Below are 25,383 nucleotides of genomic sequence, written 5' to 3' on the forward strand. Positions count from 1 at the left end.
CGATGGCGCGCTCAGGCAACTGAGCCGCCGGGCGGGGCAGGTAAGGTGGCCCACCGATTCATTGCAGCGCCCGTGTTGCGATGGCTGACAGAGCAGGGCGTGGCTGGCACGGGCCGCACCCGAGCAGCGGTCAGTGCGTTCCTGCATCGATCACAAGGGAATAAACCCAATGGGCCTCATGGATTCGAGCGGTCAGTTGGCGCAGGGCTTCAAGCCGCGTCACGTCACAATGTTGTCTATCGCGGGCATTATCGGCGCCGGGCTGTTCGTCGGTTCCGGGCATGCCATCGCCGCCGCGGGGCCGGCGGTGATGCTGGCGTATCTGTTCTCCGGGTTGCTGGTGGTCCTGGTGATGCGCATGCTCGGGGAAATGGCCGTGGCCAACCCGGATACCGGTTCCTTCTCGACCTACGCCGACCAGGCCATCGGGCCATGGGCGGGCTTCACCATCGGCTGGCTGTACTGGTGGTTCTGGGTGCTGGTGATTCCGATCGAGGCGCTGGCCGCGGGCCATGTGCTGCACCAGTGGTTTCCCCAGGTCGATGCCTGGCTGTTCGCCCTGGCGTCGATCATTGCGTTGGTGATCACCAACCTGTTCAGCGTTGCCAAGTACGGCGAGTTCGAGTTCTGGTTCGCGATGGCCAAGGTCGTGGCGATCATCGGTTTCATCGCCCTGGGCTTCGCGATTCTGATGGGCTGGGTGCCCGAGCGCCAGGCCAGCGGCTTGAGCCGCCTGATGGCCGAGCACGGCGGCTTCGCCCCCAACGGCCTGTCGGCGGTGGTGGGCGCCTTCATCACCATCATGTTCAGCTTTATCGGCACGGAAGCGGTGACCATCGCCGCCGCCGAGTCCAGCGATCCCGCGCGGAACATCGCCAAGGCCACACGCTCGGTGATCTGGCGCATCGGGGTGTTCTACGTGCTGTCGATTTTCGTGGTGATTTCCGTGGTGCCCTGGAACGACCCGCTGCTGGCCTCGGTCGGTTCCTACCAGCGGGCGCTGGAGCTGATGAACATCCCCCATGCCAAGTTCATGGTGGATGTGGTGGTGCTGATCGCCGTGGCCAGTTGCATGAATTCGTCGATCTACATTGCCTCGCGCATGCTGTTTTCGCTGGGGCGGCGCGGCGATGCGCCGCAACGGCTGAAGGCGACGTCGGCGGCCGGGGTGCCCAGGGCCGCCGTTCTCGCCAGCACGGTGCTGGGGGCCGGCGTGACCCTGCTGAGCTACTTCATGCCCGCCGGCCTGTTCGAATTCCTGCTCGCCAGTTCCGGCGCGATTGCCCTGCTGGTGTACCTGGTGATCGCGGTGTCGCAGTTGCGCATGCGCGGCAAGCTGCGCCGGCAGAATATCGAGCCGACCTTCCGCATGTGGCTGTTTCCCTGGCTGACCTACCTGGTGATCGTATTCATCGTCGCAGCCCTGTCGGTCATGCTGGTGACCCCCGAGCACCGTTCCGAGGTGACCACCACCATCGGCCTGGCCTTGGCGATTTCCTTCCTCGGCCTGGTGCTGACCCGCCAGCATGCCGAGCCCGAGAAAGTGGCTTCCGCAGGCTGACTCCGGGCTCCGGCGAAAGCCCCGAGGCAAAGGCGTTCCGTCGCCCGGCGAGCGGCCGCTGACGGCGGATGGGGGCGGCGGCGACGCGATAGGGCGTGCCGCAACCCCGTCGGCGCGGTTATCATGTCGCACCGCGTCCGCCGCCGAGGGTCGGGCGATTCCTCGCCAGATGCCCGTCGGGGCGTGTTTCAGCGGATTTTGTGTCTCTGGTTTTTACCTTTTATATTTCCTGGCCGGATTCTGGCAGGTGCCTTCTGCTGGAAGGCCGACCCCAGGGCTCCCAGGTTGAGGTTGTTGACGGTTTATGGCTGAAAGGAAAGTAGTACTCGATACCGAAACCACCGGCATGCCGGTGACCGACGGGCATCGGATCATTGAAATCGGTTGCGTGGAGCTGATCGGCCGACGCCTGACCGGCCGCCATTTCCACGTGTACCTGCAACCGGATCGCGAGAGCGACGAGGGCGCGATCGGCGTCCACGGCATCACCAACGAGTTCCTGGTGGGCAAGCCGCGTTTCGCCGAGGTCGCTGATGAATTCTTCGAGTTCATCCAGGGTGCGCAACTGATCATCCACAACGCGGCGTTCGACGTTGGCTTCATCAACAACGAATTCGCCCTGATCGGCCAGCACGACCGCGCCGACATCACCCAGCATTGCAGCATTCTCGACACCCTGTTGATGGCCCGGGAACGCCACCCCGGCCAGCGCAACAGCCTCGACGCCTTGTGCAAGCGCTACGACGTCGACAACTCCGGCCGCGAACTGCACGGCGCCTTGCTCGACTCGGAGATTCTCGCCGACGTCTACCTGACCATGACGGGTGGCCAGACCAGCCTGTCCCTGGCCGGCAACGCCTCGGACGGCAATGGCGACGGCTCGGGCAACCGCGCCAGCGAAATCCGTCGCCTGCCGGCGGATCGCCAGCGCGGCCGGATCATCCAGGCCAGCGAGGCGGAACTGGCCGAGCACCTGGTACGCCTGGAACTCATCGCCAAGTCCGCCGGCGCACCGGCGCTCTGGACCCAGCTGGCCGAAGCCGAAGCCCAGCAGTCGTAGTTGTTCGAGGGCGACCTTTTATTACAGGAGGTCGTTGACGGGGTTACGCGGCGGGCCGCGAGCTTCTACCCTGAGGGCATTGGCGGACGTTTGTCCGCCGCCTCTGGATGCCTGCCCCATGTATAAAGACCTGAAGTTCCCCGTCCTTATCGTGCATCGCGACATCAAGGCCGATACCGTCGCCGGCGACCGGGTGCGGGGGATCGCCAGGGAGCTGGAGCAGGAAGGCTTCAGTATCTTTTCCGCCGTCGACTACGCCGAAGGACGCCTGGTAGCCTCGACCCACCACGGCCTGGCCTGCATGCTGATCGCCGCCGAGGGCGCCGGGGAAAACACCCACCTGCTGCAAAACATGGTCGAGCTGATCCGCCTGGCCCGGCTCCGCGCCCCGCATTTGCCGATCTTCGCCCTGGGCGAGCAGGTGACCCTGGAAAACGCCCCGGCCGACGCCATGAGCGAACTCAATCAGTTGCGCGGCATCCTCTACCTGTTCGAAGACACGGTGCCGTTTCTGGCACGGCAGGTGGCGCGGGCGGCGCGCAATTACCTCGATGGCCTGTTGCCACCCTTTTTCAAGGCCCTGGTGCAGCACACGGCCGATTCCAATTATTCCTGGCACACCCCGGGGCACGGCGGGGGCGTGGCGTATCGCAAAAGCCCGGTAGGGCAGGCGTTCCATCAGTTCTTCGGCGAAAACACCCTGCGCTCGGACCTGTCGGTATCGGTGCCGGAGTTGGGCTCGCTGCTCGACCACACCGGCCCCCTGGCGGAAGCCGAGGCACGGGCGGCGCGCAATTTCGGCGCCGATCACACCTTCTTCGTGATCAATGGCACCTCGACCGCCAACAAGATCGTCTGGCACTCCATGGTCGGCCGCGACGACCTGGTACTGGTGGATCGCAACTGCCACAAGTCGGTGCTGCACTCGATCATCATGACCGGCGCGATCCCGCTGTTTCTCTGTCCGGAACGCAACGAGCTGGGGATCATCGGCCCGATTCCGCTGAGCGAATTCAGCCGCGAGTCGATCCAGGCCAAGATCGACGCCAACCCGCTGACCCGCGGGCGGCCGGCCAAGGTCAAGCTGGCGGTGGTCACCAACTCGACCTACGACGGCCTCTGCTACAACGCCGAGCTGATCAAGCAGAGCCTGGGCAACAGTGTCGAGGTGCTGCATTTCGACGAGGCCTGGTACGCCTACGCGGCCTTCCATGAGTTCTTCGACGGGCGCTACGGCATGGGCACCTCGCGCAGCGCCGACAGCCCGCTGGTGTTCACCACCCATTCCACCCACAAGCTGCTGGCGGCCTTCAGCCAGGCATCGATGATCCACGTGCAGGACGGCGGCGCCCGGCAGCTGGACCGCGACCGCTTCAACGAAGCCTTCATGATGCATATCTCCACCTCGCCGCAGTACAGCATCATCGCCTCGCTGGACGTGGCCTCGGCGATGATGGAGGGGCCGGCGGGGCGCTCGCTGCTGCAAGAGATGTTCGACGAGGCCCTGAGTTTCCGTCGGGCGCTGGCCAACCTGCGCCAGCACATTGCCGCGCACGACTGGTGGTTCTCCATCTGGCAGCCGGATCGGGTGGAAGGCATCGATCAGGTCAATACCGCGGACTGGCTGCTGGAACCGGAAGGCGAGTGGCACGGCTTTGCCGGGGTGACCGACGACTATGTGCTGCTGGACCCGATCAAGGTCACCCTGGTGATGCCCGGACTCACGGCCGGCGGCGCGCTGAGCGAATGCGGGATCCCGGCGGCGGTGGTCAGCAAGTTTCTCTGGGAGCGCGGGCTGGTGGTGGAGAAGACCGGCCTGTATTCGTTCCTGGTGTTGTTCTCGATGGGCATTACCAAAGGCAAGTGGAGCACGCTGCTCACCGAACTGCTGGAGTTCAAGCGCAACTACGACGCCAATGTCGGCCTGGCCGCCTGCCTGCCGAGCATCGCCCAGCAGGATATGGCGCGTTACCAGGGCATGGGTCTGCGCGACCTGTGCGATCAACTGCACGCCTGTTACCGCAGCAATGCCACGGCCCGGCACCTCAAGCGCATGTACACGGTGCTGCCCGAGGTGGCGATGAAACCGGCCGACGCCTACGATCAACTGGTACGGGGCGAGGTCGAGGCCGTGTCCATCGACGCGCTGGTGGGCAGGGTCGCAGCGGTGATGCTGGTGCCTTACCCGCCGGGCATTCCCCTGATCATGCCGGGCGAGCGCTTTACCGAGTCGACTCGCTCGATCATCGATTACCTGGCTTTCGCCCGTACATTCGATAGCAGCTTTCCCGGCTTTGTCGCGGATGTGCATGGATTGCAGCATGAAGATGAGGGCAATGGGCGGCACTACACCGTCGATTGCATCAAGGTTTGAGGACGTTTCCCGCTATGCAGCCAATGATCCACCCCCAGTACCCCGGCCTGTCGGTGCGGGTGGCCGACGACGGCTTCGCCGACTACGTCTGGAGCAGTGATTTCAGCTTCGAGGTCAGCGCCTACGCCCAGGTCGTGAGCGGCCAGGCCGTGGCCAAGTGGCCGTTGCGGCACGTCGCCCCTTACCGCAAGTGCTACGGCATCGACCCCGAGGAGTTCGCCAGCTACCGCGACGCCGCCGACAGCGCGGTGTTCATGGCCTACCTGGACGACGAGCCGGTCGGCCATGTGGTGGTCAGCACCAACTGGAACGGCTATGCCCATATCGACGAACTGGCGGTGCACGCGGCGGCGCGCCGGCACGGGGTGGCCAAGGCCTTGCTGGATGTGGCGCTGTTCTGGAGCCGCAAGAAGAAACTGCCGGGCATCATGCTCGAGACCCAGAACAACAACCTGGGCGCTTGCCGGCTGTACGAGCGCTGCGGCTATCAGGTCGGCGGTATCGATCATCTGCGTTATCGCGGGATCGATCCGACCACGGCCGAGGTGGCGATTTTCTGGTACCGGCTGTTCAGCGACGAGTTGGCGCGGGAAGCCGAGGGCTAGCCGGCCAGCATGGCTTCGGCCTTTTCCGTGAGGGTTTCCAGCAGCGTCGCCAGGGTCGCCGAGGGCGCGCTGCCGCTGCGGGTCAGGGCATAGAGCGTGACCGGGATCGGCGGCGACAGCGGGCAGACGTCCAGGCCGCTGTCGCGGGCGCCGAGCGCGGTGAAGGGGTCGACGATGGCCAGGCCTTCGCCGGCCTCGACCATGCTGCGCATCATCTGGTGGGTCTGCACGCGGGTATGGATGACGGGGGCCGGGCGCAGGTTCTGCAGTTTGCTGTCCAGGGTCACGCTCAACGGGTCCTGGCCTTCCAGGCCGACCATGGCCTGGCCGGCCAGGTCCTGCAGGGCCATGTATTTCTGTTTCGGTTGCAGCCAGCCGTGGGGCGCCAGCAGTTGCAGCTTGCCCTGGGCCAGGGCGGTGCAGTGGATATCGGCATGGTCGGGGTCGTGCAGGCTCAGGCCCAGGTCGCATTCGCGCAGCAAGAGGCTCCTGACCATCTCGCGAGTGCCCTGGCTGGCGAGATTGCACGGGGTATCGGGAAAACGCCGGCGCAGGGCGGCGATGCTCTGCGGCAACAGGCGTTGGGCCAGGGGCGGGGTGCCGATCACGCGCAACGGCGGCGCCTGGTATTGCCTGAGGCTGTCGGCCAGGCGTTGCACAGGGTCGAACGCATCGTAGACGGCGGTGATCGCAGGTTGCAGTTCCCGTGCTTCCCGAGTGGCTTGCAGGCGTCCGCGAACGCTGGCGAAGAGCATGAAGCCGAGCTGGCTTTCGGCATCGCGCAGGATCGCTTCCACTTCAGCCACCGACAGTTGCAGCAGCTCGGCGGCCGTGCCCAGGTGGCTGGTTTGCAGGATGGCCTGAATCACTTCGATGTGACGTAAACGCATGCTTGAAGTCCATGTCCAGCCGGTGAGGGATTCTGGCTGAATCCTAACTCAAGTCCACGTCCATGACTTCTGCTCATAACGCTGCGTTATGAAGGAATGGCCTCGGGCTCGCGAATGAGGGTGATGCCCGATTGCACGAGCAAGAACTGGTTGTCGTCCATTTTGTTGACGCGGTCGCCTATGGCCAGGCGGTAGGTGGTGACTGGCTCCGAGCCGGCGCTGCCCTCTGGCGAGGGGGTGGATTCCTGGAACTCATGCACCGAATAGACACGACCTTCCGCATCCCGCGCATGAAACTGCCCGACGAGTACTGCTGCCATCTTTAGAGCCTCTGGAAATAAAACACTCAATTCGCGGTGCTGTAGACCCTGTAGGGACGAACTAAGTTTAGCGGCGTGAAAAAAATAGTCCGGGGCCCCGGATGCCGCGGCGGCGAGCCGCAAAAGCCGGCGATTTCCTTGCGTGCGGGGTGGCTGGAGGCGGGGTGGATCATCTATAACTACCAGCTTCCTCAACCAGAAGTCGGGAATTCACTATGAGCAACGTCTACACCATTGCAGTGCTGGTCGGCAGCTTGAGAAAGGCCTCGATCAACCGGAAAGTGGCGCTGGCCCTGGCGGAACTGGCGCCGGCCAACCTGCAGCTGAAGATCGTCGAGATCGGCGACCTGCCGCTCTACAACGAAGACATCGACGTGAATCCGCCGGCTGCCTACCAGACGTTTCGCGAGCAGTTGAAAGCCGCCGACGCCGTGCTGTTCGTGACCCCGGAATACAACCGTTCGGTGCCCGCGCCGCTGAAGAATGCCATCGACGTCGGTTCGCGCCCTTATGGCCAGAGCGCCTGGAGCGGCAAGCCGGGGGCGGTGATCAGCGTGTCCCCGGGCGCCATCGGCGGTTTTGGCGCCAACCATCACCTGCGCCAATCGCTGGTGTTCCTGAACGTGCCGTGCATGCAACAGCCGGAAGCCTACCTGGGCGGCGCCGGCTCGGCCTTCGACGAGGCGGGCAAGCTGTCCGAGTCGGTCAAGCCGTTCCTGCAGAACTTCATCAATGCCTACGGCCAGTGGGTCGAGCAGCACAAGAAAGCCTGAGCCGTGCTCGGCGGGAGTCGCCAGCCCGGCTCCCGCTTCGTGCGAAGCGCTTTACCGCCCGCCCGGGCATCCCTATATTGCCCCTCGTTCCGCCAGGTGCGCCCCTGCCCATGGCCCGCTCGGGCTTGCAGGTCTTGAGCCTGACCGCGAACGCCCCATTCACTTCCCCTGTTTCGCTCAAGGCTGTCCGGCATGCTGACTGCATCACTGATTTTCCTGTTGACCATCACCCTGGTGATCTGGCAGCCCAAGGGCCTCGGCGTGGGCTGGAGCGCGGTGCTCGGCGCGGTGCTCGCCTTGCTGTCCGGGGTGGTGCAACTGACCGATATCCCGGTGGTGTGGCAGATCATCTGGAATGCCACCGGCACCTTCGTGGCCCTGATCATCATCAGCCTGTTGCTCGATGAAGCCGGCTTCTTCGCCTGGGCTGCCTTGCATATGGCGCGCTGGGGGCAGGGCCGTGGACGCCGGCTGTTCGCCTTGATGGTGCTGCTGGGAGCCCTGGTGTCGGCGCTGTTCGCCAACGACGGGGCGGCGCTGATCCTCACCCCGATCGTGATTTCCATGCTCCTGGCGCTGCGGTTTTCCCGGGCGGCAACCCTGGCGTTCGTCATGGGCGCGGGGTTTATCGCCGATACCGCGAGCCTGCCGCTGGTGGTGTCGAACCTGGTGAACATCGTGTCCGCGGATTTCTTCCGGATCGGTTTCAACCAGTACGCGGCGGTGATGCTGCCGGTGAACCTGGTCAGCGTGGCGGCGACCCTGGCGGTGCTGCTGTGGTTCTTCCGCCGCGACATCCCGCGGGCCTACGACCCTGAGGAACTGGAGGCGCCGGGCAGCGCGATCCGCGACCGGGCGACCTTCGTTGCCGGCTGGTGGGTGCTGGCGATCCTGTTGCTCGGGTGTTTCGCCCTGGAGCCGCTGGGCATTCCCGTCAGCGCGATTGCGGCGGTGTGCGCGGCCTTGCTGCTGGGCATCGCCGCCCGTGGCCACAGGATCTCGACCCGCAAGGTGCTCAAGGAGGCGCCGTGGCAGATCGTGATTTTTTCCCTCGGCATGTACCTGGTGGTGTATGGCCTGCGCAATGCCGGCCTGACCACCTACCTGGCCGGCTGGCTCGATCGCTTCGCCGAGTACGGCATCTGGGGCGCGGCCTTGGGCACCGGGCTGCTGACGGCGGTGCTGTCGTCGATCATGAACAACCTGCCGACGGTGCTGGTCGGCGCGTTGTCGATCGATGCCAGCCAGGCCAGCGGGCTGGTCAAGGACGCGATGATCTACGCCAACGTGATCGGCAGCGACCTGGGGCCGAAGATCACCCCGATCGGCAGCCTCGCCACCTTGCTCTGGCTGCATGTGCTGGAGCGCAAGGACATCCATATCGGCTGGGGGCGCTACTTCAAGGTCGGCATCGTGCTGACCCTGCCGGTGCTGCTGGTGACCCTGGCGGCGCTGGCCGTGCGCTTGTCGGTGATGTGAGGGGCGCTGCAGGAACTCGTTTGATGTGTGGAGGGCAGGGACGACGTTATCGCGAGCAAGCTTCGCGCCTACAAGGATCGAGGCGTGCTTGCGATGGCGTGCGAAGGCCGACTACTGAAACTCAAGCGGTTCCGGGCACGTTCGGCCAGAGGTCGGCCACCAGGAACAGGCGTTCGGCCTCTTCCCAGTCGCCGCTGTCGTTCTGCGTCAGGCGCACCAGCAGTTGCGCCGGGGCGTGGGGATCCAGTTCCTGCAGCCAGCCCTCCAGCTGGGCGGCGCTCCAGGCTTGTTCCGCCGGGTAGCGCGCGGGTGCCAGCCAGGCCTGGCGCGGCAAGGGTTGCCAGCGTCCGGGTCGGCTTTGCGCGATAAAGGCGGGCCAGTCCCGCTGGTGCAGCCAGCGCCCGCGCAGGTGGTGCGGGTGGGCGCCGCACGGGGGCAGGGTGGTGCCGGGCCAGGGGTAGAGCAGGTAGCCGCCGAGCCACAGGTGGGCGCTGAAGTCGCGGATATCCAGGGCGGCGAGCACCTCCAGGCTGTCGGCCCGGGTGGAGATCGGCAACTGGTGTTCGCTCAGGTGCGCCAGCTTGCGGTCCAGGCGGTCGTGGCAGCCCGGGCCGAGCCAGGACGAGGCTTGCGTGCCGTCGCCGTGCTGCGGTCCGAGGTAGAGCTTGATCGCCAGTTCCAGGTGATGGATGCCGTCGCGGTCGCGCAGCAGCATGTCCAGCTCGCCGAGGGTATGGCCGGCGCGGCGGATCGGCAGGTTCGCCGCCAGCAGCTCGACGCCGGGCGCCTGCTGCACGGCAAATTGCCATAGGCGTTCATAGTAGAGGCCCAGGCGGCGGGTCGGTCCGAGAGCCAGCCAGCGCTGCAGGGCGCGGCTGTCCTGGTCCAGTTCGCGCAGCCAGTGCGCCAGCCGTTGCGGCGCCTGCACCCAGTCGCTGCCCGCCAGCGGATGACGTTGCGGCCAGGGCGTCTGCTCGAGCATCGGCGGGGCGAGGATGACCCAGGCCAGGTCGCGCACTTCGGGGTGGCGCAACTGGCGGGGAAGGTCGAGCAAGCCGGGGAACAGGATCATTCAGCGAGCATAGCGCCTAACGTCGCGGCTGAAAGGATTTTGTCTATGGCCGGCTTTCGCCCATAATCTCTGCTTTGCCCGTCCCAGAACCCCGCAGGAGCCCCATGGAGCAATTTCGCAATATCGGCATTATCGGTCGCCTGGGCAGTTCCCAGGTGCTGGACACAGTTCGCCGACTGAAAAAGTTTCTGCTCGCCCGCCACCTGCACGTGATCCTCGAAGACACCATCGCTGAAGTCCTGCCCGGCCACGGCCTGCAGACCTCCTCGCGCAAGCTGCTGGGCGAAGTCTGCGACATGGTGATCGTGGTCGGCGGCGACGGCAGCCTGCTGGGCGCGGCCCGGGCGCTGGCGCGGCATAACATCCCGGTGCTGGGGATCAACCGCGGCAGCCTGGGCTTCCTCACCGACATCCGCCCGGACGAGCTGGAGGTCAAGGTCGCCGAAGTCCTCGACGGCCACTACCTGGTGGAAAACCGCTTCCTGCTGCAGGCCGAAGTCCGCCGCCACGCCGAGGCCATCGGCCAGGGCGACGCGCTCAATGACGTGGTGCTGCACCCGGGCAAGTCGACGCGGATGATCGAATTCGAGATCTACATCGACGGCCAGTTTGTCTGCAGCCAGAAGGCCGACGGCCTGATCGTCGCCACGCCGACCGGTTCCACCGCCTACGCCTTGTCCGCCGGCGGGCCGATCATGCATCCCAAGCTCGACGCCATTGTGATTGTGCCGATGTACCCCCATACCTTGTCGGGAAGGCCGATCGTGGTCGATGGCAACAGTGAGCTGAAAATCGTCGTGTCCAAGGATATGCAGATCTACCCGCAGGTTTCCTGCGACGGGCAGAACCACTTCACCTGTGCCCCCGGTGACACCATCACCGTGAGCAAGAAGGCGCAGAAACTGCGCCTGATCCATCCGCTGGACCACAATTATTACGAGGTCTGCCGCACCAAGCTCGGCTGGGGCAGCCGCCTGGGCGGTGGAGGCGACTGATGCTCGATCCCGCGCGTAGCTACGACCTGATCGGTGACGTGCACGGATGCGCCCTGACCCTCGAGCACTTGCTGGACCGGCTCGGTTACCACAAGCAGGGCGGCGTCTGGCGGCATCCGTCGCGCATGGCGGTATTCCTCGGCGATATCATCGACCGCGGCCCGCGTATCCGCGAAGCCCTGCACATCGTGCATGACATGGCCGAAGCCGGCCAGGCGCTGTGCATCATGGGCAACCACGAGTTCAACGCCCTGGGTTGGACCACCCCGGCGCCGCCCGGCAGCGGCCAGCAGTTCGTGCGCGAGCACACGCCGCGCCATGCCCGGCTGATTCACGAAACCCTGGTGCAGTTCGAGCAGCACCCCGGCGACTGGCACGACTTCCTCGGCTGGTTTTATCAGATGCCGCTGTTCGTCGACGCCGGGCGGTTCCGCGTGGTGCACGCCTGCTGGGACGCCGGGCTGATCGAGCCGCTGCGCGGGCAATACCCCGACGGCTGCATCGACGAGCCTTTCCTCCAGGCCTCGGCGGTGCCCGGCAGCTTCGCCAACACCGTGTTCGACCGCCTGCTGCGCGGCACCGACATGCGCTTGCCCCACGGCATGACCATGACCAGCGGCGACGGCCTGACCCGTTCGTTCTTCCGGACCAAGTTCTGGGAGGACAACCCGCAGACCTACGGCGACATCGTGTTCCAGCCCGATGCGCTGCCCGAACCGGTGGCGCGCACACCGCTGTCCGCGGCGCAAAAGAACAACCTGCTGCGCTACGGGGCCGACGAGCCGATGCTGTTCGTCGGCCATTACTGGCGCAGCGGCAAACCGGCGCCGATCCGCGCCAACCTGGCCTGCCTGGACTACAGCGCTGTGCTCTACGGCAAGCTGGTGGCCTATCGCCTGGACCAGGAAACCCGCCTGGACCCGAACAAATTCGTCTGGGTCGATGTCGAGCGGCCGGAGGTCGTGCAATGAGTGCGGTGGCGGTATTGCGTCTGCCGTTGAGCGTGGACCTGAGCGGTTTCGTCAAGCTGTTGCAGCGCATGCAGGTGCCGCACCGGGTCAGCGAGGAGTCCGGGGAGCAGGTGCTCTGGGTGCCGGACGCCATCAGTGCGGACGTGCGCTCGTTGTATGAGCGCTTCCCGGCGGGCGATCCCGAGCATCAGCTGGACATTCCCGAGGCCGGCACCGCGCTGCGCCGCCCGGGCTTCGTCGAGCAGCTGCGCCAGAGCCCGGCCACCGCGCTGATCCTGCTGCTGAGCCTGGTCGTCGCCGGCCTGACCCTGCTCGGGGAAAACCTCGACACCCTGCGCTGGCTGACCTTCCTCGAATTTCGCGTGGTCGGCGACTACCTGCAATTCACCCCCCTGGCCGACAGCCTGGCGGCGGGGCAGTGGTGGCGCCTGGTCACGCCGATGCTGATCCATTTCGGTTTCCTGCATATCGCCATGAACGGCATGTGGTACTGGGAGCTGGGGCGGCGCATCGAGGCGCGCCAGGGCAGCATCAACCTGCTGGGCCTGACGCTGCTGTTCAGCCTGGTGTCGAACTACGCGCAATACCTGTTCGGCGGGCCGAGCCTGTTCGGCGGCCTGTCCGGCGTGCTGTACGGCCTGCTCGGGCACTGCTGGATCTATCAGTTGCTCTCGCCCAACCCGGCGTATCGCCTGCCTCGCGGGGTCCTGGCGATGATGCTGGTGTGGTTGCTGATCTGTCTGTCGGGGCTGGTCTCGATGATCGGCTTCGGCCAAATCGCCAACGCCGCCCATGTCGGCGGGTTGCTCGTCGGATGCCTCACCGGTTTGTTGGGCGGCTTGTACAGTCGCCGTAAACTGGCCCTCTAATGCTGGAGACCGCTTATGTCGTCCTTTATCGAAATGATTGAAAACATCACCCCGGACATCTACCAGAGCCTGAAACTGGCGGTGGAGATCGGCAAATGGTCCGATGGCCGCAAGCTCACCGCCGAGCAGCGCGAGCTGTCGCTGCAGGCGATGATCGCCTGGGAAATGCACAACCTGCCCGAGGAAGAGCGGACCGGCTACATGGGCCCGCAGGAGTGCTCGTCGAAGTCGATCGAAGTGCCGAACATCCTGTTCAAGTCGGATGCCATCCATTGATCGAGATCGGCCGTGGCTCCATCAGCAAAATGTCGGCGCGCCTGGACGGGCCGAACGTGCAATATGCCTTCCGTCTCGGCGACAGCGAGGTGCCGGTCAATCCGTTGATCGGCCGCACCCTGCGCCTGGAATACCTGGGGGCGATCCACTGTACCCACTGCGGGCGCAAGACCAAGACCAGCTTCAGCCAGGGCTACTGCTACCCGTGCATGACCCGGCTGGCCCAGTGCGACGTGTGCATCATGAGCCCGGAACGCTGCCACTACGACGCCGGCACCTGCCGCGAGCCGTCCTGGGGCGAGCAGTTCTGCATGACCGACCATGTGGTGTACCTGGCCAACTCGTCGGGGATCAAGGTCGGCATCACTCGCGCCACCCAGCTGCCCACCCGCTGGCTCGACCAGGGCGCCAGCCAGGCGCTGCCGATCATGCGCGTGGCGACTCGCCAGCAGTCCGGTTTCGTCGAGGACCTGTTCCGCAGCCAGGTGGCCGACAAGACCAACTGGCGCGCCTTGCTCAAGGGCGATGCGGCGGCGGTGGACCTGCTGCAGGTTCGCGACCAGCTGTTCGCGACCTGCGCCGACGGCCTGCGCGCCTTGCAGGAGCGCTTCGGCCTGCAGGCCATCCAGCCGGTGACCGACGTCGAGCCCATCGAGATCCGCTACCCGGTCGAGCAGTACCCGGCCAAGATCGTCAGCTTCAACCTGGACAAGAATCCGATTGCCGAGGGCACGTTGCTGGGCGTCAAGGGCCAGTACCTGATCTTCGATACCGGGGTGATTAATATTCGTAAATACACGGCCTACCAGCTCGCCGTGCATCAGTAGAAGGAATTCGCCATGCGCACCGAACAACCGAAGATGATCTACCTGAAGGACTATCAGGCCCCCGAGTACCTGATCGACGAGACGCACCTGACCTTCGAGTTGTTCGAGGACCACAGCCTGGTCCATGCGCAACTGGTGATGCGCCGCAACCCGGCCCGTGCCCAGGCTGGCGCAGCGCTGCCGCCGCTGGTGCTCGACGGCCAGCAACTGGAGCTGTTGTCGGTGTCCCTCGGCGACCGCGAGCTCACAGCCGCCGATTACCAGCTGGACGCCAACCACCTGACCCTGCAGCCGACTGCCGAATCCTTCACCGTCGACACCAGCGTGCGCATCCACCCGGAAAGCAACACCGCCCTGGAAGGCCTGTACAAATCCAGCGGCATGTTCTGCACCCAGTGCGAGGCCGAGGGTTTCCGCAAGATCACCTATTACCTGGACCGCCCGGATGTGATGAGCAAGTTCACCACCACGGTGGTGGCCGAGCAGCACAGCTATCCGGTGCTGCTGTCCAACGGCAACCCGATCGCCAGCGGCCCGGGCGAGGACGGCCGGCACTGGGCGACCTGGGAAGACCCGTTCATGAAGCCGGCCTACCTGTTCGCCCTGGTGGCGGGCGACCTGTGGTGCGTCGAGGACAGTTTCCGCACCATGAGCGGCCGCGATGTGGCGCTGCGCATCTATGTCGAGCCGGAAAACATCGACAAGTGCCAGCACGCCATGACCAGCCTGAAGAAATCCATGCGCTGGGATGAGCAGACCTATGGCCGCGAGTACGACCTGGACATCTTCATGATCGTCGCGGTCAACGACTTCAACATGGGCGCGATGGAGAATAAGGGCCTCAACATCTTCAACTCCAGCGCCGTGCTGGCCCGCGCCGAGACCGCCACCGACGCCGCGCACCAGCGGGTCGAGGCGATCGTCGCCCACGAGTACTTCCACAACTGGTCGGGCAACCGCGTGACCTGCCGCGACTGGTTCCAGCTGTCGCTCAAGGAAGGTTTCACCGTATTCCGCGACGCCGGTTTCTCCTCGGACATGAACTCGCGCACGGTCAAGCGCATCCAGGACGTGGCCTACCTGCGCACCCACCAGTTCGCCGAAGATGCCGGCCCCATGGCCCACGCCGTGCGCCCGGAAAGCTTTATCGAGATCTCCAACTTCTACACCCTGACCGTGTATGAAAAGGGCTCGGAAGTGGTCGGCATGATCCGCACCCTGGTCGGCGCCGAAGGCTTCCGCAAGGGCAGCGACCTGTATTTCCAGCGCCACGACGGCCAGGCTGTGACCTGCGACGATTTCGTCAAGGCCATGGAAGACGCCAACGGCGTCGACCTGACCCAGTTCAAGCGCTGGTACAGCCAGGCCGGCACCCCGCAGCTGGTCGTCAGCGACGCCTATGACGCGGCGGCGCAGACCTACAGCCTGACCTTCCGCCAGAGCTGCCCGCAAACCCCGGACAAGGTGGAGAAGAAGCCGTTCGTGATCCCGGTCGAGCTGGGCCTGCTGGATGCCACAGGCGCGGCGATTGCCCTGCGCCTGGCCGGCGAAGCCGCCGCGCAAGGCACGTCGCGGGTGATCTCGGTGACCGAGGCCGAACAGACCTTCACCTTCGTCGACATCGCCGAGCGCCCGCTGCCGTCGCTGCTGCGCGGCTTCTCGGCGCCGGTGAAGCTGAGCTTCCCGTACGACCGCGACCAGCTGATGTTCCTCATGCAGCACGACAGCGACGGCTTCAACCGCTGGGACGCCGGCCAGCAACTGGCGGTGCAGGTGCTGCGCGACCTGATCGCCCAGCAGCAACAGGGCAAGGCGCTGCAGATGGACCCGCGCCTGGTCACCGCCCTGGGCACGGTCCTGGCGGACGAGCGCCTCGACCAGGCCATGGTCGCGGAGATGCTCTCGCTGCCGGGCGAGGCCTACCTGACTGAAATCAGCGAAGTGGCGGATGTCGAAGCCATTCATGTGGCGCGCGAGTTCGCCCGCCGGCAACTGGCCGACAGCCTGTTCGATGCTCTGTGGCGGCGTTACCAGGCCAATCGCGAAGTGTCCCGGAGCACCGAGTATGTCGCCGAGTCCGCGCATTTCGCCCGGCGTGCCCTGCAGAACATCGCGCTGTCGTACCTGATGCTCACCGGGAAGCCGCAAGTGCTGGCGGCGGCCATCGAGCAGTTCGATGCCGCCGACAACATGACCGAGCGCCTGACGGCCCTGGCGGTGCTGGTCAACTCGCCGTTCGAGGCCGAGAAGGCCAAGGCCCTGGCGGTGTTCGCCGAGCACTTCAAGAGCAACGCCCTGGTCATGGACCAGTGGTTCAGCGTGCAGGCCGCCAGCCCCTTGCCGGGCGGCCTGGAGCGGGTCAAGGCGTTGATGCAGCACCCGGCGTTCAACATCAAGAACCCGAACAAGGTGCGCGCCCTGATCGGCGCCTTCGCCGGCCAGAACCTGGTCAACTTCCATGCGGCGGACGGTTCCGGCTATCGCTTCCTGGCCGACCTGGTGATCCAGCTCAACGGCTTCAATCCACAGATCGCCTCGCGGCAACTGGCGCCGCTGACTCGCTGGCGCAAATACGACAGCGCCCGCCAGGCGCTGATGAAGGCCGAGCTGGAACGCATCCGCGCGTGCGGCGAGCTGTCCAGCGATGTCTTCGAGGTGGTGAGCAAGAGCCTGGCCTGACTCCTCCCGGCAGGGGGTGAGCTTGCTCGCGAAAAAACACGTCAACGCGCGGCCTCGGATGCCGCACGTTTTCGTTACAGGGGCGGGCTGGCGGGGCGCTCGCTCTGCAACGCCTGCGACAGATTCCGGTGATAGTTCTGCGCGCCTATGGCGTGCAGGATGCCGACCCGCTCCAGTTTGGTATGCACCTTGAGGTTGGCTTCGCACAGCTTCACCACAATCCCGCGCTTGTGCAGTTCGCCTATCACTTCCTCCAGGGTCTGCAAGCCGGTGATGTCCATGAAGGGCACGTGTTTCAGGCGAATGATCAGCATCTGCGGGTCGCTGTGGGTCTGGGCCAGGGCGCGTTCGAAGGTCTCCGCGGCACCGAAGAACAACGGCCCCTCGATGGCATAGATCAGCACGCCCGGTGGCAGGTAGCGCTGGCCGTTGCCCAGCAGTTCGTGTTGCAGGTCCTGTTCCACCACTTGTTGCACCTCCACCGAGGACGCCATGCGCCGCAGGAAATGCAGCATCGCCAGGATCACCCCGATGTTCACGGCGATCACCAGGTCGCTGAACACCGTGAGGGCAAAGGTGCACAGCAGGATCGCCACGTCCGCCCGGGGCGCCCGTTGTACCATGCGCTTGAAATGGTGCAGTTCGCTCATGTTGTAGGCCACCACGAACAGGATCGCCGCCAGCGCGCACAGCGGGATATCGGCCGCCAGCGGCGCGAGAAACAGGATGATCAGCACCAGGACCAGGGCATGGGTGATGCCCGCCAGCGGGCTGCTGGCGCCGTTGCGGATATTGGTGGCGGTACGGGCGATGGCGCCGGTGGCGGCGAATCCGCCGAACAGCGGCGTGGCCAGGTTGGCGAGGCCCTGGCCGATCAGTTCCTGGTTGGAGTCGTGGCGGGTGCCGGCCATGCCGTCGGCCACCACCGCCGACAACAGCGATTCGATGGCGCCGAGCATGGCGATGGCGAAGGCCGGACCGATCAGGTCCAGCACCCGGGGCAGGCTGATCGCCGGCAGGTGCAATTCCGGCAGGCCCTGGGGAATGCCACCGAAGGCACTGCCAATGGTGGCGACGCCTTCGAACTGGAACAACGACTGCAGGAGCGTGGCCAGGGTCATGGCGACCAGGGGCGCCGGCAGGCGTTTGAGCCGGGGAACCTTCGGCACCCACAACAGCAGCGCCAGGCTCAGCAGGCCCAGCAGGGTGGTGGCCAGGTGCAGGTCGGGCAGGGCCAGCAGCAGGTGCCAGAGTTTCTGGTGAAAGTAGTCACCCTGGACAGCGGGCAGGCCGAAGAAGTCCTTCCACTGGCTGACCCAGATGATCACCCCGATCCCCGCGGTAAAACCGAGAATCACCGGGTCCGGGATGAACTTGATCAGTGCCCCCAGGCGGCTGATGCCCAGCAGGAACAGGATGATCCCGGCCATCATCGTCGCCAGTTGCAGGCCATCGACCCCGTACTTGGCTGTGACCCCGGCGAGAATCACGATAAAGGCCCCGGTGGGCCCGGCGATCTGCAACCGGCTGCCGCCGAACAGCGACACCAGCAGGCCCCCGACGATGGCGGTGTAGATACCCTGTTCCGGCTTGACCCCGGAGGCGATGGCGAAAGCCATGGCCAGGGGCAGCGCGACCACGCCGACGATCAGCCCGGACACCAGGTTGCGGGTCCAGTGGGCGCGTCCCAGCAACCCGGCTTTCCACGCTTCGCGTATGGCAATCATGGCCCGCTCCCGAAGTCCGACTCGCTCATCATAGCCAAGCCGGGGAGTGGTGGCCCTGGTCCTGGATCAGTCTTTGCGCGATGGCCCGCTACAGGCGCCTGGATCGGCCGTGGCCATGGTTAACAAAAGATAACGTGGTGTCGATTGTCAGACGTTTCTAAAGCCCGATAGGATAGGCCAGCTTCCGAAGGGGCTCTAGATGGCAGGTTTCAGGACGATGTCCGGGGATCCGCAGTCGATTGGCATGCCTCGAACGGCGCCCTGTAAAGGTTGAACGACCTAACAATAATAAATGGGGGAAAGGTCTATGAGTGAGCCTGTCATGGGTGTGGGTTCCTGCCGCCCGCCGGTGTTGCGCCGAGTGGCGCTGCTGGCTACAGCGCTCTCGCTGTTGGGGGCCGCCCTGTTGCCGGCGCCCGTCCTGGCTGCCGCGTCCGCGGCGGACACTGTCTATTCCACCGAATCGGCCAAGGCCAGCAAGGGCCTGATGCTCGATGTCGCGCATGCCGGCGCGCGCCTGGTCGCGGTCGGCGACCGCGGGCACATTCTCTATTCCGACGACCAGGGCCAGACCTGGACCCAGGCCAGGGTGCCGACCCGGCAACTGCTGACCGCAGTGTATTTCGTCGATGACAAGCACGGCTGGGCCGTCGGCCACGATGCCCAGGTCCTCGCCAGCGAGGACGGCGGCGCCACCTGGAGCAAACAGTTCGAGGATCTCAAGCGCGAAGCGCCGTTGCTGGATGTCTGGTTCCAGGACACCCGCAACGGCTTTGCCGTGGGCGCCTACGGTGCGCTGCTGGCCACCACCGACGGCGGCCAGCACTGGGAAGACGCCAGCGACCGCCTGGACAACGAAGACCAGTACCACCTCAATGCCATCGCCGCGGTCAAGGATTCCGGGCTGTTCATCGTCGGCGAGCAGGGCAGCATGTTCCGTTCCGCCGACTGGGGGCAGACCTGGGAACGCCTCGAAGGCCCGTACGAAGGTTCCTTCTTCGGGGTGATCGGCACCGCCCAGCCGGCCACGCTGCTGGCTTACGGCCTGCGCGGCAACCTCTATCGTTCCACCGACTTCGGCAGCACCTGGGAGCAGATCGAGCTCAAGGCGGCCCGCGGCAACCTGGAGTTCGGCCTGTCTGGCGCGACCTTGCTGGACGACGGTTCGCTGGTGATCGTCGGCAACGGCGGCAGCGTGGTGCGCAGCACCGACAACGGCCTGACCTTCAACGTCTACAACCGTGCGGACCGTATCTCCCTGGCCGCGGTGACGGCGGCCGGCAATGGCAACCTGATTCTGGCGGGGCAGGGCGGCGTACGCTCGACCACGGCGGACGGCGCCGATCTGGGAAAATAATCAGGGCAAGCAAGCCGGGCCAATAATAAGAAGGCGGGAACACTTCCATGAGCAGTCATCAAACCGACAAGGCGACGTTTCTCGAGCGTCTGATTTTCAATAACCGCCCGGCAGTGATCGTCATCTGCCTGCTGGTCAGCATCTTCCTGTTCTGGCAGGCGACGCTGATCCGGCCGTCCACCAGTTTCGAAAAAATGATCCCGCTCCAGCATCCCTTCATCGAAAAGATGATGGAGCATCGCAACGACCTGGCGAACCTGGGCAACACCGTGCGCATTTCGGTGGAGGCCAAGGATGGCGACATCTTCACCAAGGACTACATGGAGACGCTGCGGCAGATCCATGACGAGGTGTTCTACATCTCCGGCGTCGACCGCTCGGGCCTGAAATCGCTGTGGAGCCCCAGCGTGCGCTGGACCGAGGTGACGGAAGAGGGATTCGCCGGCGGCGAAGTGATTCCGCAGAGCTATAACGGGTCGGCCGACAGCCTCGACCTGCTGCGCAACAACGTGCTCAAGTCCGGGCAGGTCGGGCGCCTGGTGGCCAACGACTTCAAGTCGAGCATCGTCGACATCCCGCTGCTGGAGTCCTACCCGGACCCGCAGGACCAGGGCAAGCTGCTGGCCCTGGACTACCAGAAGTTCTCCCACCAGCTGGAAGAAAAGATCCGCGACAAGTTCGAGGCGCAGAACCCCAATGTGAAGATCCACATCGTCGGTTTCGCCAAGAAGGTCGGTGACCTGATCGACGGCCTGATCATGGTGGTGATGTTCTTCGGCATCGCCTTCCTGATCACCCTGGTGCTGCTGTACTGGTTCACCTGGTGCATTCGCAGCACCATCGCCGTGCTCATCACCACCCTGGTGGCGGTGGTCTGGCAACTGGGTTTGATGCACGCCGTGGGCTTCGGCCTCGACCCGTATTCGATGCTGGTGCCGTTCCTGATCTTCGCCATCGGCATTTCCCACGGGGTGCAGAAAATCAACGGTATCGCCCTGCAGTCCAGCGGGGCCGACAATGCCCTGACCGCGGCCCGGCGCACATTCCGCCAGCTGTTCCTGCCGGGGATGATCGCGATTCTCGCCGACGCGGTGGGCTTCATCACCTTGCTGATCATCGATATCGGGGTGATTCGCGAGCTGGCCATCGGCGCCTCCATCGGCGTGGCGGTGATCGTGTTCACCAACCTGATCCTGCTGCCGGTGGCGATTTCCTACGTCGGCATCAGCAAGCGCGCGATCGAGCGCAGCAAGAAGGACGCCACCCGCGAACATCCGTTCTGGCGCCTGCTGGCGAACTTCGCCAGCCCGAAAGTCGCGCCGGTGTCGATCTTCCTGGCCCTGCTGGCCTTCGGCGGCGGCCTCTGGTACAGCCAGAACCTGAAGATCGGCGACCTCGACCAGGGCGCGCCGGAACTGCGTCCGGACTCGCGCTACAACAAGGACAACAACTTCATCATCAGCAATTACTCCACCAGTTCCGACGTGCTGGTGGTGATGGTCAAGACCGCCGCCGAAGGCTGCTCGCGCTACGAAGCGATGGCGCCGATCGACGAGCTGATGTGGAAGATGCAGAACACCGAGGGCGTGCAGTCGGCGATCTCCCTGGTGACCGTGTCCAAGCAGATGATCAAGGGCATGAACGAGGGCAACCTGAAATGGGAAACCCTGTCGCGCAACCCGGATGTACTGAACAACTCCATCGCTCGCGCCGACGGCCTGTACAACAACAACTGCTCGCTGGCGCCGGTGCTGATCTTCCTCAACGACCACAAGGCCGAGACCCTCGACCGCGCGGTGCATGCGGTGCAGGAATTCGCCAAGGAGAATAACAAGGACGGCCTGGAGTTCCTGCTGGCGGCGGGTAACGCCGGGATCGAGGCGGCCACCAACGAAGTGATCAAGACGTCCGAGCTGACCATCCTGATCCTGGTGTACATCTGTGTGGCGGTGATGTGCATGATCACCTTCCGCTCCTGGGCGGCGACCCTGTGCATCGTGCTGCCGCTGGTGCTGACCTCGGTGCTGGGCAACGCGCTGATGGCGTTCATGGGCATCGGGGTCAAGGTCGCGACCCTGCCGGTGGTGGCGCTCGGGGTGGGGATCGGCGTGGACTATGGGATCTACATCTACAGCCGCCTGGAGAGCTTCCTGCGCGCGGGCCTGCCGTTGCAGGAAGCCTATTACCAGACCCTGAAATCCACCGGCAAGGCGGTGCTGTTCACCGGCCTGTGCCTGGCCATAGGCGTCGCCACCTGGATCTTCTCGGCCATCAAGTTCCAGGCCGACATGGGCCTGATGCTGACCTTCATGCTGCTGTGGAACATGTTCGGCGCACTGTGGCTGCTGCCGGCGCTGGCGCGGTTCCTGATCAAGCCGGAAAAACTGGCGGGGCAGAAGGGCAACTCGCTGTTCGCCCACTAAGCAGCGATGGGCCAGACAAAACCGCGACCCAGGTCGCGGTTTTTTTATGCCCGCCGCCCCGATCCTGTAGCCGCTGCCGAGCGACAGCGAGGCTGCGATCGACCGGCACGGTCGTAGCGCTCTTCCGGGCGCAGGAGGGCCTGCGGCCCTTACGCAGCCTCGCTGGCGCTCGGCAGCGGCTACAGGGAACAGGGAACAGGGCGTAAGGCATAGGGGGGCAGGGGGTGGAATAGCGGGCCAGCGAACTTTGTCGTGCCACTACAGCCGCGCCGCGTCGGACCCGCTATCATGGCCGCTTTCCAACCGATGATTGAGCACCATGACTGCCGCCACAGACACCTTGCTGACCGCCCTCGAAGCCTGCGACATGCTGGAAATCGACGGGCTGCATGCCTTCGACTTCACCCTGGACGACCAGCAACTGCTGATCGAGTGCATGGACGGCCGCGCCGCCAAGCGCTGGAGTTTCAGCCTGGCGCAGGTCAATGCCGCGACCTTCGACGCCAGCCTGCAAAGCTGGACCCTCGTCGGTGACTCGGGTGAGCACCGCCTGGTGTGCATGAACGCGTTCAGTGGCCGTAACGACGAGGAGGATGAACATGAGGATGCGTAATTTCTGGCCATTGCTGATGGCGGGCAGCGTCGGCGCCATGTCCGTGCAGGCCGCGCCGGTCGAGACCCAGGAACTGCTGGTCGGCTCCTATACCCAGGGCCAGAGCGAAGGCATCTACCGCTTCAGGTTCGACGGCCGTACCGGCAAGATCGACGCCAAGCCGTTGCAAGTGGTCAAGAGCGCCAACCCGTCCTGGCTGACCCTGTCCAAGGACCAGAAGCAACTGTTCGCGGTCAACGAGAACGGGCCGGGGCAAGCCGACCCGGTCGGTCGCGTCAGCAGTTTCAGCATCGAGGCCAAGAGCCATAAGCTCAGCCCGATCAGCCAGGTGCAGAGCCTGGGCAACGAGCCGACGCATTCCAGCCTGAGCGGCGACGGCCGCTACCTGTTCGTCAGCAACTATTCGGTGGTCGCGGACCCGGGCGGCAGCCTGGCGGTATTGCCGGTCGGCACCGATGGCAAGCTGTCGCCGGTGGTCCAGCTCAGCAGCCACCCGGGCAGCGGGGTCAATCCCGAGCGCCAGGTGTCGGCGCATGTGCATTCGGTGGTGTCGTCGCCGGACGGCCGCTTCGTGTTCGCCAGCGACCTGGGCGCCGACAAGGTCTTCGTCTATCGCTACGACCCCAAGGCCAACGCCGAGTATCCCCTGAGCGCGGCCGAGCCGGCCTTCGTCGAGCTGCCGCCGGGCAGCGGTCCGCGGCACCTGTTGTTCAGCGCCGATGGCAAGCACGCCTACCTGACCATGGAAATGAGCGCCCAGGTGGCGGTGTTCGACTACCAGGACGGCAAGCTGACCCAGAAGCAGATCCTCGACTTGACCAGCGGCTCCAAGGACAAGAAGGCCGCGGGGGCGCTGCATGCCTCCAAGGATGGCAAGTACCTGTACGTCAGCAACCGTGGCACCGCCAACCAGTTGCTGGTGTTCGCCATCGACGAGGCCTCGGGGGAGCTCAAGGAGATCCAGCGCCGTTCGGTGGAGGGCGATCACCCGCGTGAGTTCAGCCTCGACCCGAGCAACCGGTACGTGCTGATCGGCAACCAGAAGAGCAACGAAATCGTGGTGATCGAGCGCGACGCCAAGACCGGTTTCCTTGGCAAGACCGTGCAGAAACTGCCGTTCGATTCACCCAGCGATATCAAGTTTCTGGTGCGTCAATAGGCCGCAGGCCCCGGTCGACGGGGCCTGAGCCGTTCTATTAATGACGCTGATATCTGCTACTGCTGGAAAAAATTTCAACCGCTCGACCCTCGGGCGTAGTTTTGCTTCACGGCCCGGCGCAACAAGGCTTCCGGGCAAACAAGCCGACTGCATCCGAGGGTTACCGACATGAACTTCAATCTCTTCTCCGTCATCGCCGCTTCCGCCATCTCCGCCAGCGTGGCCCTGCCAGCCAGCGCCAACGTGGAAATCAGCGAGAAAAAATCCGCGACCAACACCTACACCCAGAAATACCTGCAACAAAGCGCCAACTTCTACGCTGCCCTGGATCACAAGATCCAACACTGAAATTCCCCGCACCGCCCTGGTATGCAGGAGCGAAGTCACTGGCTGCCCTGGAGGGACGTGTTTCCCCAGGGACCGGCAGTGATGTCGCTCCTGCATCACCTGTCTGCGACGTTTTCGCTGCTGCCGGGCAAATTGGCTTGGTAATGTCATATCGCCATGTGTTTAAATTTGACGCTGATTTATTGACTCCTTCGCTCTAAGGATCGACAGCATGGTGATGCGTCTGGCAGTGATTCTTCTGTTCCTCTATTCCACCCCGATCCTCTCCGCCGCCCAGCCTGTCGAAGGCGAGCCGGAAACCTCGCGCGAGCGCCTGTTGGCCTTGCTGCACGATTGATTTGCCGCAGCGTCACGATCAATCCAACTGATGGTGACTATGCTCCGCGGTTGTTTTTACGGCGGGGGTTTTTAACGGATTCTGTGGGCACGCAAACCTGCCCACGGAGAACCCCATGGCCCGTTCGATCCTCACTTCTGCCAAGCGCGGCGCCTATGTCGCCATTGGCCTGTACCTGGCCATGGTGCTGCTGGTCAGCCTCTCGGCCCAGACCCAATCGGTGCTGCAAGCGCCGATCCAGGTCGCTGCCCCGGCCATTCCGTTCGAACAGCCAGTGAACGGCGCTCACGCGGCCCATGCGGGAGCGGCGTTGTCATGAAAGGGCGGGGATTCTGGGTCATCGCCTTCCTGGCGTTCATGACCAACGGCGCTTCGTTGCTGGGAGTGGGGCAGGGATCGGCCGGGTCGCTGGCGCGGGCCATCGAGTGCAATCACAACATCGCCCACAACATTGAAACCGCCCGGGCCCACGGCCTGCTGGCCGGTAACCCGCCGGCCAAACCCAGGGCGGCGTCTTTCGGGCCGTTCAGCGTCGATTGCTCGGCCTTGCAGATGTGCGGCGTGCTGGGCTGAGCCCAATTCTCGAAACAACCCCCAACCTGTAGGAGCGAAGCTTGCTCGCGATAGCGGTATTTCCATACACCGCGTCAGCGTTGTCGATTTATCGC

The 25,383-nt window shown here is 64.7% G+C and carries 24 protein-coding genes; 20 read left to right on the forward strand and 4 right to left on the reverse strand.

Annotated features, from left to right (window positions below; genetic code table 11):
• Positions 1–169 precede the first annotated feature (169 nt).
• From gabP to TO66_RS13785, 4 genes are all read left to right on the forward strand, one after another.
• The gene (gabP, locus tag TO66_RS13770) at positions 170–1,561 is read left to right on the forward strand and encodes a GABA permease (RefSeq protein ID WP_044462838.1); all 1,392 of its coding nucleotides are present in this window, start codon (positions 170–172) and stop codon (positions 1,559–1,561) included.
• A gap of 304 nt (positions 1,562–1,865) precedes the next feature.
• Positions 1,866–2,621 carry a DNA polymerase III subunit epsilon gene (gene dnaQ / locus TO66_RS13775; protein ID WP_044462839.1) on the forward strand — a complete coding sequence of 252 codons (756 nt, stop codon included), beginning with the start codon at positions 1,866–1,868 and terminating at the stop codon, positions 2,619–2,621.
• A gap of 118 nt (positions 2,622–2,739) precedes the next feature.
• Positions 2,740–4,995 (forward strand): arginine/lysine/ornithine decarboxylase, encoded by a 2,256-nt coding sequence (locus TO66_RS13780; RefSeq protein ID WP_044462840.1) that lies wholly within the window; start codon positions 2,740–2,742, stop codon positions 4,993–4,995.
• Positions 4,996–5,009: 14 nt separating this feature from the next.
• Entirely contained in the window at positions 5,010–5,600 is a 591-nt protein-coding gene (locus tag TO66_RS13785) for a GNAT family N-acetyltransferase (RefSeq protein ID WP_044462841.1), read from the forward strand.
• Here the strand turns inward: TO66_RS13785 and TO66_RS13790 are convergent.
• Together TO66_RS13790 and TO66_RS13795 are read right to left on the reverse strand one after the other, a co-directional pair.
• Complete coding sequence (locus tag TO66_RS13790) at positions 5,597–6,490, reverse strand: LysR substrate-binding domain-containing protein (RefSeq protein ID WP_044462842.1); 894 nt, start codon at positions 6,488–6,490, stop codon at positions 5,597–5,599. The two genes, TO66_RS13785 and TO66_RS13790, sit on opposite strands and share 4 nt — an antisense overlap.
• A gap of 86 nt (positions 6,491–6,576) precedes the next feature.
• On the reverse strand, positions 6,577–6,810 hold the full coding sequence (locus tag TO66_RS13795; protein WP_044466027.1) for a hypothetical protein: 234 nt from the start codon (positions 6,808–6,810) through the stop codon (positions 6,577–6,579).
• 215 nt (positions 6,811–7,025) lie between these two features.
• Between TO66_RS13795 and TO66_RS13800 the strand changes: the two genes are divergently transcribed.
• Both TO66_RS13800 and TO66_RS13805 read left to right on the forward strand, forming a co-directional pair.
• Entirely contained in the window at positions 7,026–7,583 is a 558-nt protein-coding gene (locus tag TO66_RS13800) for an NADPH-dependent FMN reductase (RefSeq protein ID WP_044462843.1), read from the forward strand.
• A 192-nt stretch (positions 7,584–7,775) separates the two neighbouring features.
• Entirely contained in the window at positions 7,776–9,062 is a 1,287-nt protein-coding gene (locus TO66_RS13805; RefSeq protein ID WP_044462844.1) for an arsenic transporter, read from the forward strand.
• Between the two features lie 121 nt (positions 9,063–9,183).
• On the opposite strand, the gene TO66_RS13810 is transcribed toward TO66_RS13805, so the two are convergent.
• A complete protein-coding gene (locus TO66_RS13810; RefSeq protein ID WP_044462845.1) occupies positions 9,184–10,134 on the reverse strand; it encodes a DUF1853 family protein in 951 nt (316 codons plus the stop codon).
• Between the two features lie 104 nt (positions 10,135–10,238).
• On the opposite strand from TO66_RS13810, the gene TO66_RS13815 reads away from it, so the two are divergent.
• From TO66_RS13815 to pepN, 6 genes are read left to right on the forward strand one after another with little or no spacing between them, the layout of a single operon-like run.
• Positions 10,239–11,129, forward strand: coding sequence for an NAD(+) kinase (locus tag TO66_RS13815; protein ID WP_007920913.1), 891 nt, complete (start codon positions 10,239–10,241; stop codon positions 11,127–11,129).
• Positions 11,126–12,100, forward strand: a complete 975-nt coding sequence (locus TO66_RS13820) for a metallophosphoesterase (protein WP_177330438.1) — start codon at positions 11,126–11,128, stop codon at positions 12,098–12,100. Before TO66_RS13815 ends, TO66_RS13820 begins: the two co-directional genes overlap by 4 nt.
• A complete protein-coding gene (locus TO66_RS13825; protein WP_044462847.1) occupies positions 12,097–12,969 on the forward strand; it encodes a rhomboid family intramembrane serine protease in 873 nt (290 codons plus the stop codon). Before TO66_RS13820 ends, TO66_RS13825 begins: the two co-directional genes overlap by 4 nt.
• A gap of 15 nt (positions 12,970–12,984) precedes the next feature.
• Positions 12,985–13,245 carry a YeaC family protein gene (locus TO66_RS13830; RefSeq protein WP_044462848.1) on the forward strand — a complete coding sequence of 87 codons (261 nt, stop codon included), beginning with the start codon at positions 12,985–12,987 and terminating at the stop codon, positions 13,243–13,245.
• Complete coding sequence (locus tag TO66_RS13835; RefSeq protein WP_044462849.1) at positions 13,242–14,072, forward strand: DUF2797 domain-containing protein; 831 nt, start codon at positions 13,242–13,244, stop codon at positions 14,070–14,072. Before TO66_RS13830 ends, TO66_RS13835 begins: the two co-directional genes overlap by 4 nt.
• A gap of 12 nt (positions 14,073–14,084) precedes the next feature.
• The gene (gene pepN / locus TO66_RS13840) at positions 14,085–16,751 is read left to right on the forward strand and encodes an aminopeptidase N (RefSeq protein ID WP_044462850.1); all 2,667 of its coding nucleotides are present in this window, start codon (positions 14,085–14,087) and stop codon (positions 16,749–16,751) included.
• A gap of 74 nt (positions 16,752–16,825) precedes the next feature.
• On the opposite strand, the gene TO66_RS13845 is transcribed toward pepN, so the two are convergent.
• A complete protein-coding gene (locus tag TO66_RS13845) occupies positions 16,826–18,478 on the reverse strand; it encodes a SulP family inorganic anion transporter (protein ID WP_044462851.1) in 1,653 nt (550 codons plus the stop codon).
• A gap of 307 nt (positions 18,479–18,785) precedes the next feature.
• On the opposite strand from TO66_RS13845, the gene TO66_RS13850 reads away from it, so the two are divergent.
• The 8 genes from TO66_RS13850 to TO66_RS13880 all read left to right on the forward strand — a co-directional run bounded on the left by TO66_RS13850 (position 18,786) and on the right by TO66_RS13880 (position 25,288).
• The gene (locus TO66_RS13850) at positions 18,786–19,835 is read left to right on the forward strand and encodes a YCF48-related protein (RefSeq protein ID WP_044462852.1); all 1,050 of its coding nucleotides are present in this window, start codon (positions 18,786–18,788) and stop codon (positions 19,833–19,835) included.
• A gap of 47 nt (positions 19,836–19,882) precedes the next feature.
• The gene (locus TO66_RS13855) at positions 19,883–22,258 is read left to right on the forward strand and encodes an RND family transporter (protein WP_044462853.1); all 2,376 of its coding nucleotides are present in this window, start codon (positions 19,883–19,885) and stop codon (positions 22,256–22,258) included.
• A gap of 319 nt (positions 22,259–22,577) precedes the next feature.
• Complete coding sequence (locus TO66_RS13860) at positions 22,578–22,871, forward strand: DUF5629 family protein (protein WP_044462854.1); 294 nt, start codon at positions 22,578–22,580, stop codon at positions 22,869–22,871.
• On the forward strand, positions 22,858–24,030 hold the full coding sequence (locus TO66_RS13865; protein WP_044462855.1) for a lactonase family protein: 1,173 nt from the start codon (positions 22,858–22,860) through the stop codon (positions 24,028–24,030). The genes TO66_RS13860 and TO66_RS13865 overlap by 14 nt, the downstream gene beginning before the upstream one ends.
• A 168-nt stretch (positions 24,031–24,198) precedes the next feature.
• Positions 24,199–24,378 carry a hypothetical protein gene (locus TO66_RS13870; RefSeq protein ID WP_044462856.1) on the forward strand — a complete coding sequence of 60 codons (180 nt, stop codon included), beginning with the start codon at positions 24,199–24,201 and terminating at the stop codon, positions 24,376–24,378.
• A gap of 211 nt (positions 24,379–24,589) precedes the next feature.
• Positions 24,590–24,715, forward strand: a complete 126-nt coding sequence (locus tag TO66_RS33955) for a hypothetical protein (RefSeq protein WP_256243539.1) — start codon at positions 24,590–24,592, stop codon at positions 24,713–24,715.
• 115 nt (positions 24,716–24,830) lie between these two features.
• Positions 24,831–25,034, forward strand: a complete 204-nt coding sequence (locus tag TO66_RS13875; RefSeq protein WP_044462857.1) for a hypothetical protein — start codon at positions 24,831–24,833, stop codon at positions 25,032–25,034.
• Positions 25,031–25,288 carry a hypothetical protein gene (locus TO66_RS13880; RefSeq protein ID WP_044462858.1) on the forward strand — a complete coding sequence of 86 codons (258 nt, stop codon included), beginning with the start codon at positions 25,031–25,033 and terminating at the stop codon, positions 25,286–25,288. Before TO66_RS13875 ends, TO66_RS13880 begins: the two co-directional genes overlap by 4 nt.
• Positions 25,289–25,383 lie beyond the last annotated feature (95 nt).

This window comes from Pseudomonas sp. MRSN 12121, assembly GCF_000931465.1.
Lineage (GTDB): Bacteria > Pseudomonadota > Gammaproteobacteria > Pseudomonadales > Pseudomonadaceae > Aquipseudomonas.

Coding starts and splice junctions, on each gene's coding strand:
- gabP (WP_044462838.1), top strand. CDS start 170: ATGGGCCTCATGGATTCGAGCGGTCAGTTGGCGCAGGGCTTCAAGCCG.
- dnaQ (WP_044462839.1), top strand. CDS start 1,866: ATGGCTGAAAGGAAAGTAGTACTCGATACCGAAACCACCGGCATGCCG.
- TO66_RS13780 (WP_044462840.1), top strand. CDS start 2,740: ATGTATAAAGACCTGAAGTTCCCCGTCCTTATCGTGCATCGCGACATC.
- TO66_RS13785 (WP_044462841.1), top strand. CDS start 5,010: ATGCAGCCAATGATCCACCCCCAGTACCCCGGCCTGTCGGTGCGGGTG.
- TO66_RS13790 (WP_044462842.1), bottom strand. CDS start 6,490: ATGCGTTTACGTCACATCGAAGTGATTCAGGCCATCCTGCAAACCAGC.
- TO66_RS13795 (WP_044466027.1), bottom strand. CDS start 6,810: ATGGCAGCAGTACTCGTCGGGCAGTTTCATGCGCGGGATGCGGAAGGT.
- TO66_RS13800 (WP_044462843.1), top strand. CDS start 7,026: ATGAGCAACGTCTACACCATTGCAGTGCTGGTCGGCAGCTTGAGAAAG.
- TO66_RS13805 (WP_044462844.1), top strand. CDS start 7,776: ATGCTGACTGCATCACTGATTTTCCTGTTGACCATCACCCTGGTGATC.
- TO66_RS13810 (WP_044462845.1), bottom strand. CDS start 10,134: ATGATCCTGTTCCCCGGCTTGCTCGACCTTCCCCGCCAGTTGCGCCAC.
- TO66_RS13815 (WP_007920913.1), top strand. CDS start 10,239: ATGGAGCAATTTCGCAATATCGGCATTATCGGTCGCCTGGGCAGTTCC.
- TO66_RS13825 (WP_044462847.1), top strand. CDS start 12,097: ATGAGTGCGGTGGCGGTATTGCGTCTGCCGTTGAGCGTGGACCTGAGC.
- TO66_RS13830 (WP_044462848.1), top strand. CDS start 12,985: ATGTCGTCCTTTATCGAAATGATTGAAAACATCACCCCGGACATCTAC.
- pepN (WP_044462850.1), top strand. CDS start 14,085: ATGCGCACCGAACAACCGAAGATGATCTACCTGAAGGACTATCAGGCC.
- TO66_RS13845 (WP_044462851.1), bottom strand. CDS start 18,478: ATGATTGCCATACGCGAAGCGTGGAAAGCCGGGTTGCTGGGACGCGCC.
- TO66_RS13850 (WP_044462852.1), top strand. CDS start 18,786: ATGAGTGAGCCTGTCATGGGTGTGGGTTCCTGCCGCCCGCCGGTGTTG.
- TO66_RS13855 (WP_044462853.1), top strand. CDS start 19,883: ATGAGCAGTCATCAAACCGACAAGGCGACGTTTCTCGAGCGTCTGATT.
- TO66_RS13860 (WP_044462854.1), top strand. CDS start 22,578: ATGACTGCCGCCACAGACACCTTGCTGACCGCCCTCGAAGCCTGCGAC.
- TO66_RS13865 (WP_044462855.1), top strand. CDS start 22,858: ATGAGGATGCGTAATTTCTGGCCATTGCTGATGGCGGGCAGCGTCGGC.
- TO66_RS13870 (WP_044462856.1), top strand. CDS start 24,199: ATGAACTTCAATCTCTTCTCCGTCATCGCCGCTTCCGCCATCTCCGCC.
- TO66_RS33955 (WP_256243539.1), top strand. CDS start 24,590: ATGGTGATGCGTCTGGCAGTGATTCTTCTGTTCCTCTATTCCACCCCG.
- TO66_RS13875 (WP_044462857.1), top strand. CDS start 24,831: ATGGCCCGTTCGATCCTCACTTCTGCCAAGCGCGGCGCCTATGTCGCC.
- TO66_RS13880 (WP_044462858.1), top strand. CDS start 25,031: ATGAAAGGGCGGGGATTCTGGGTCATCGCCTTCCTGGCGTTCATGACC.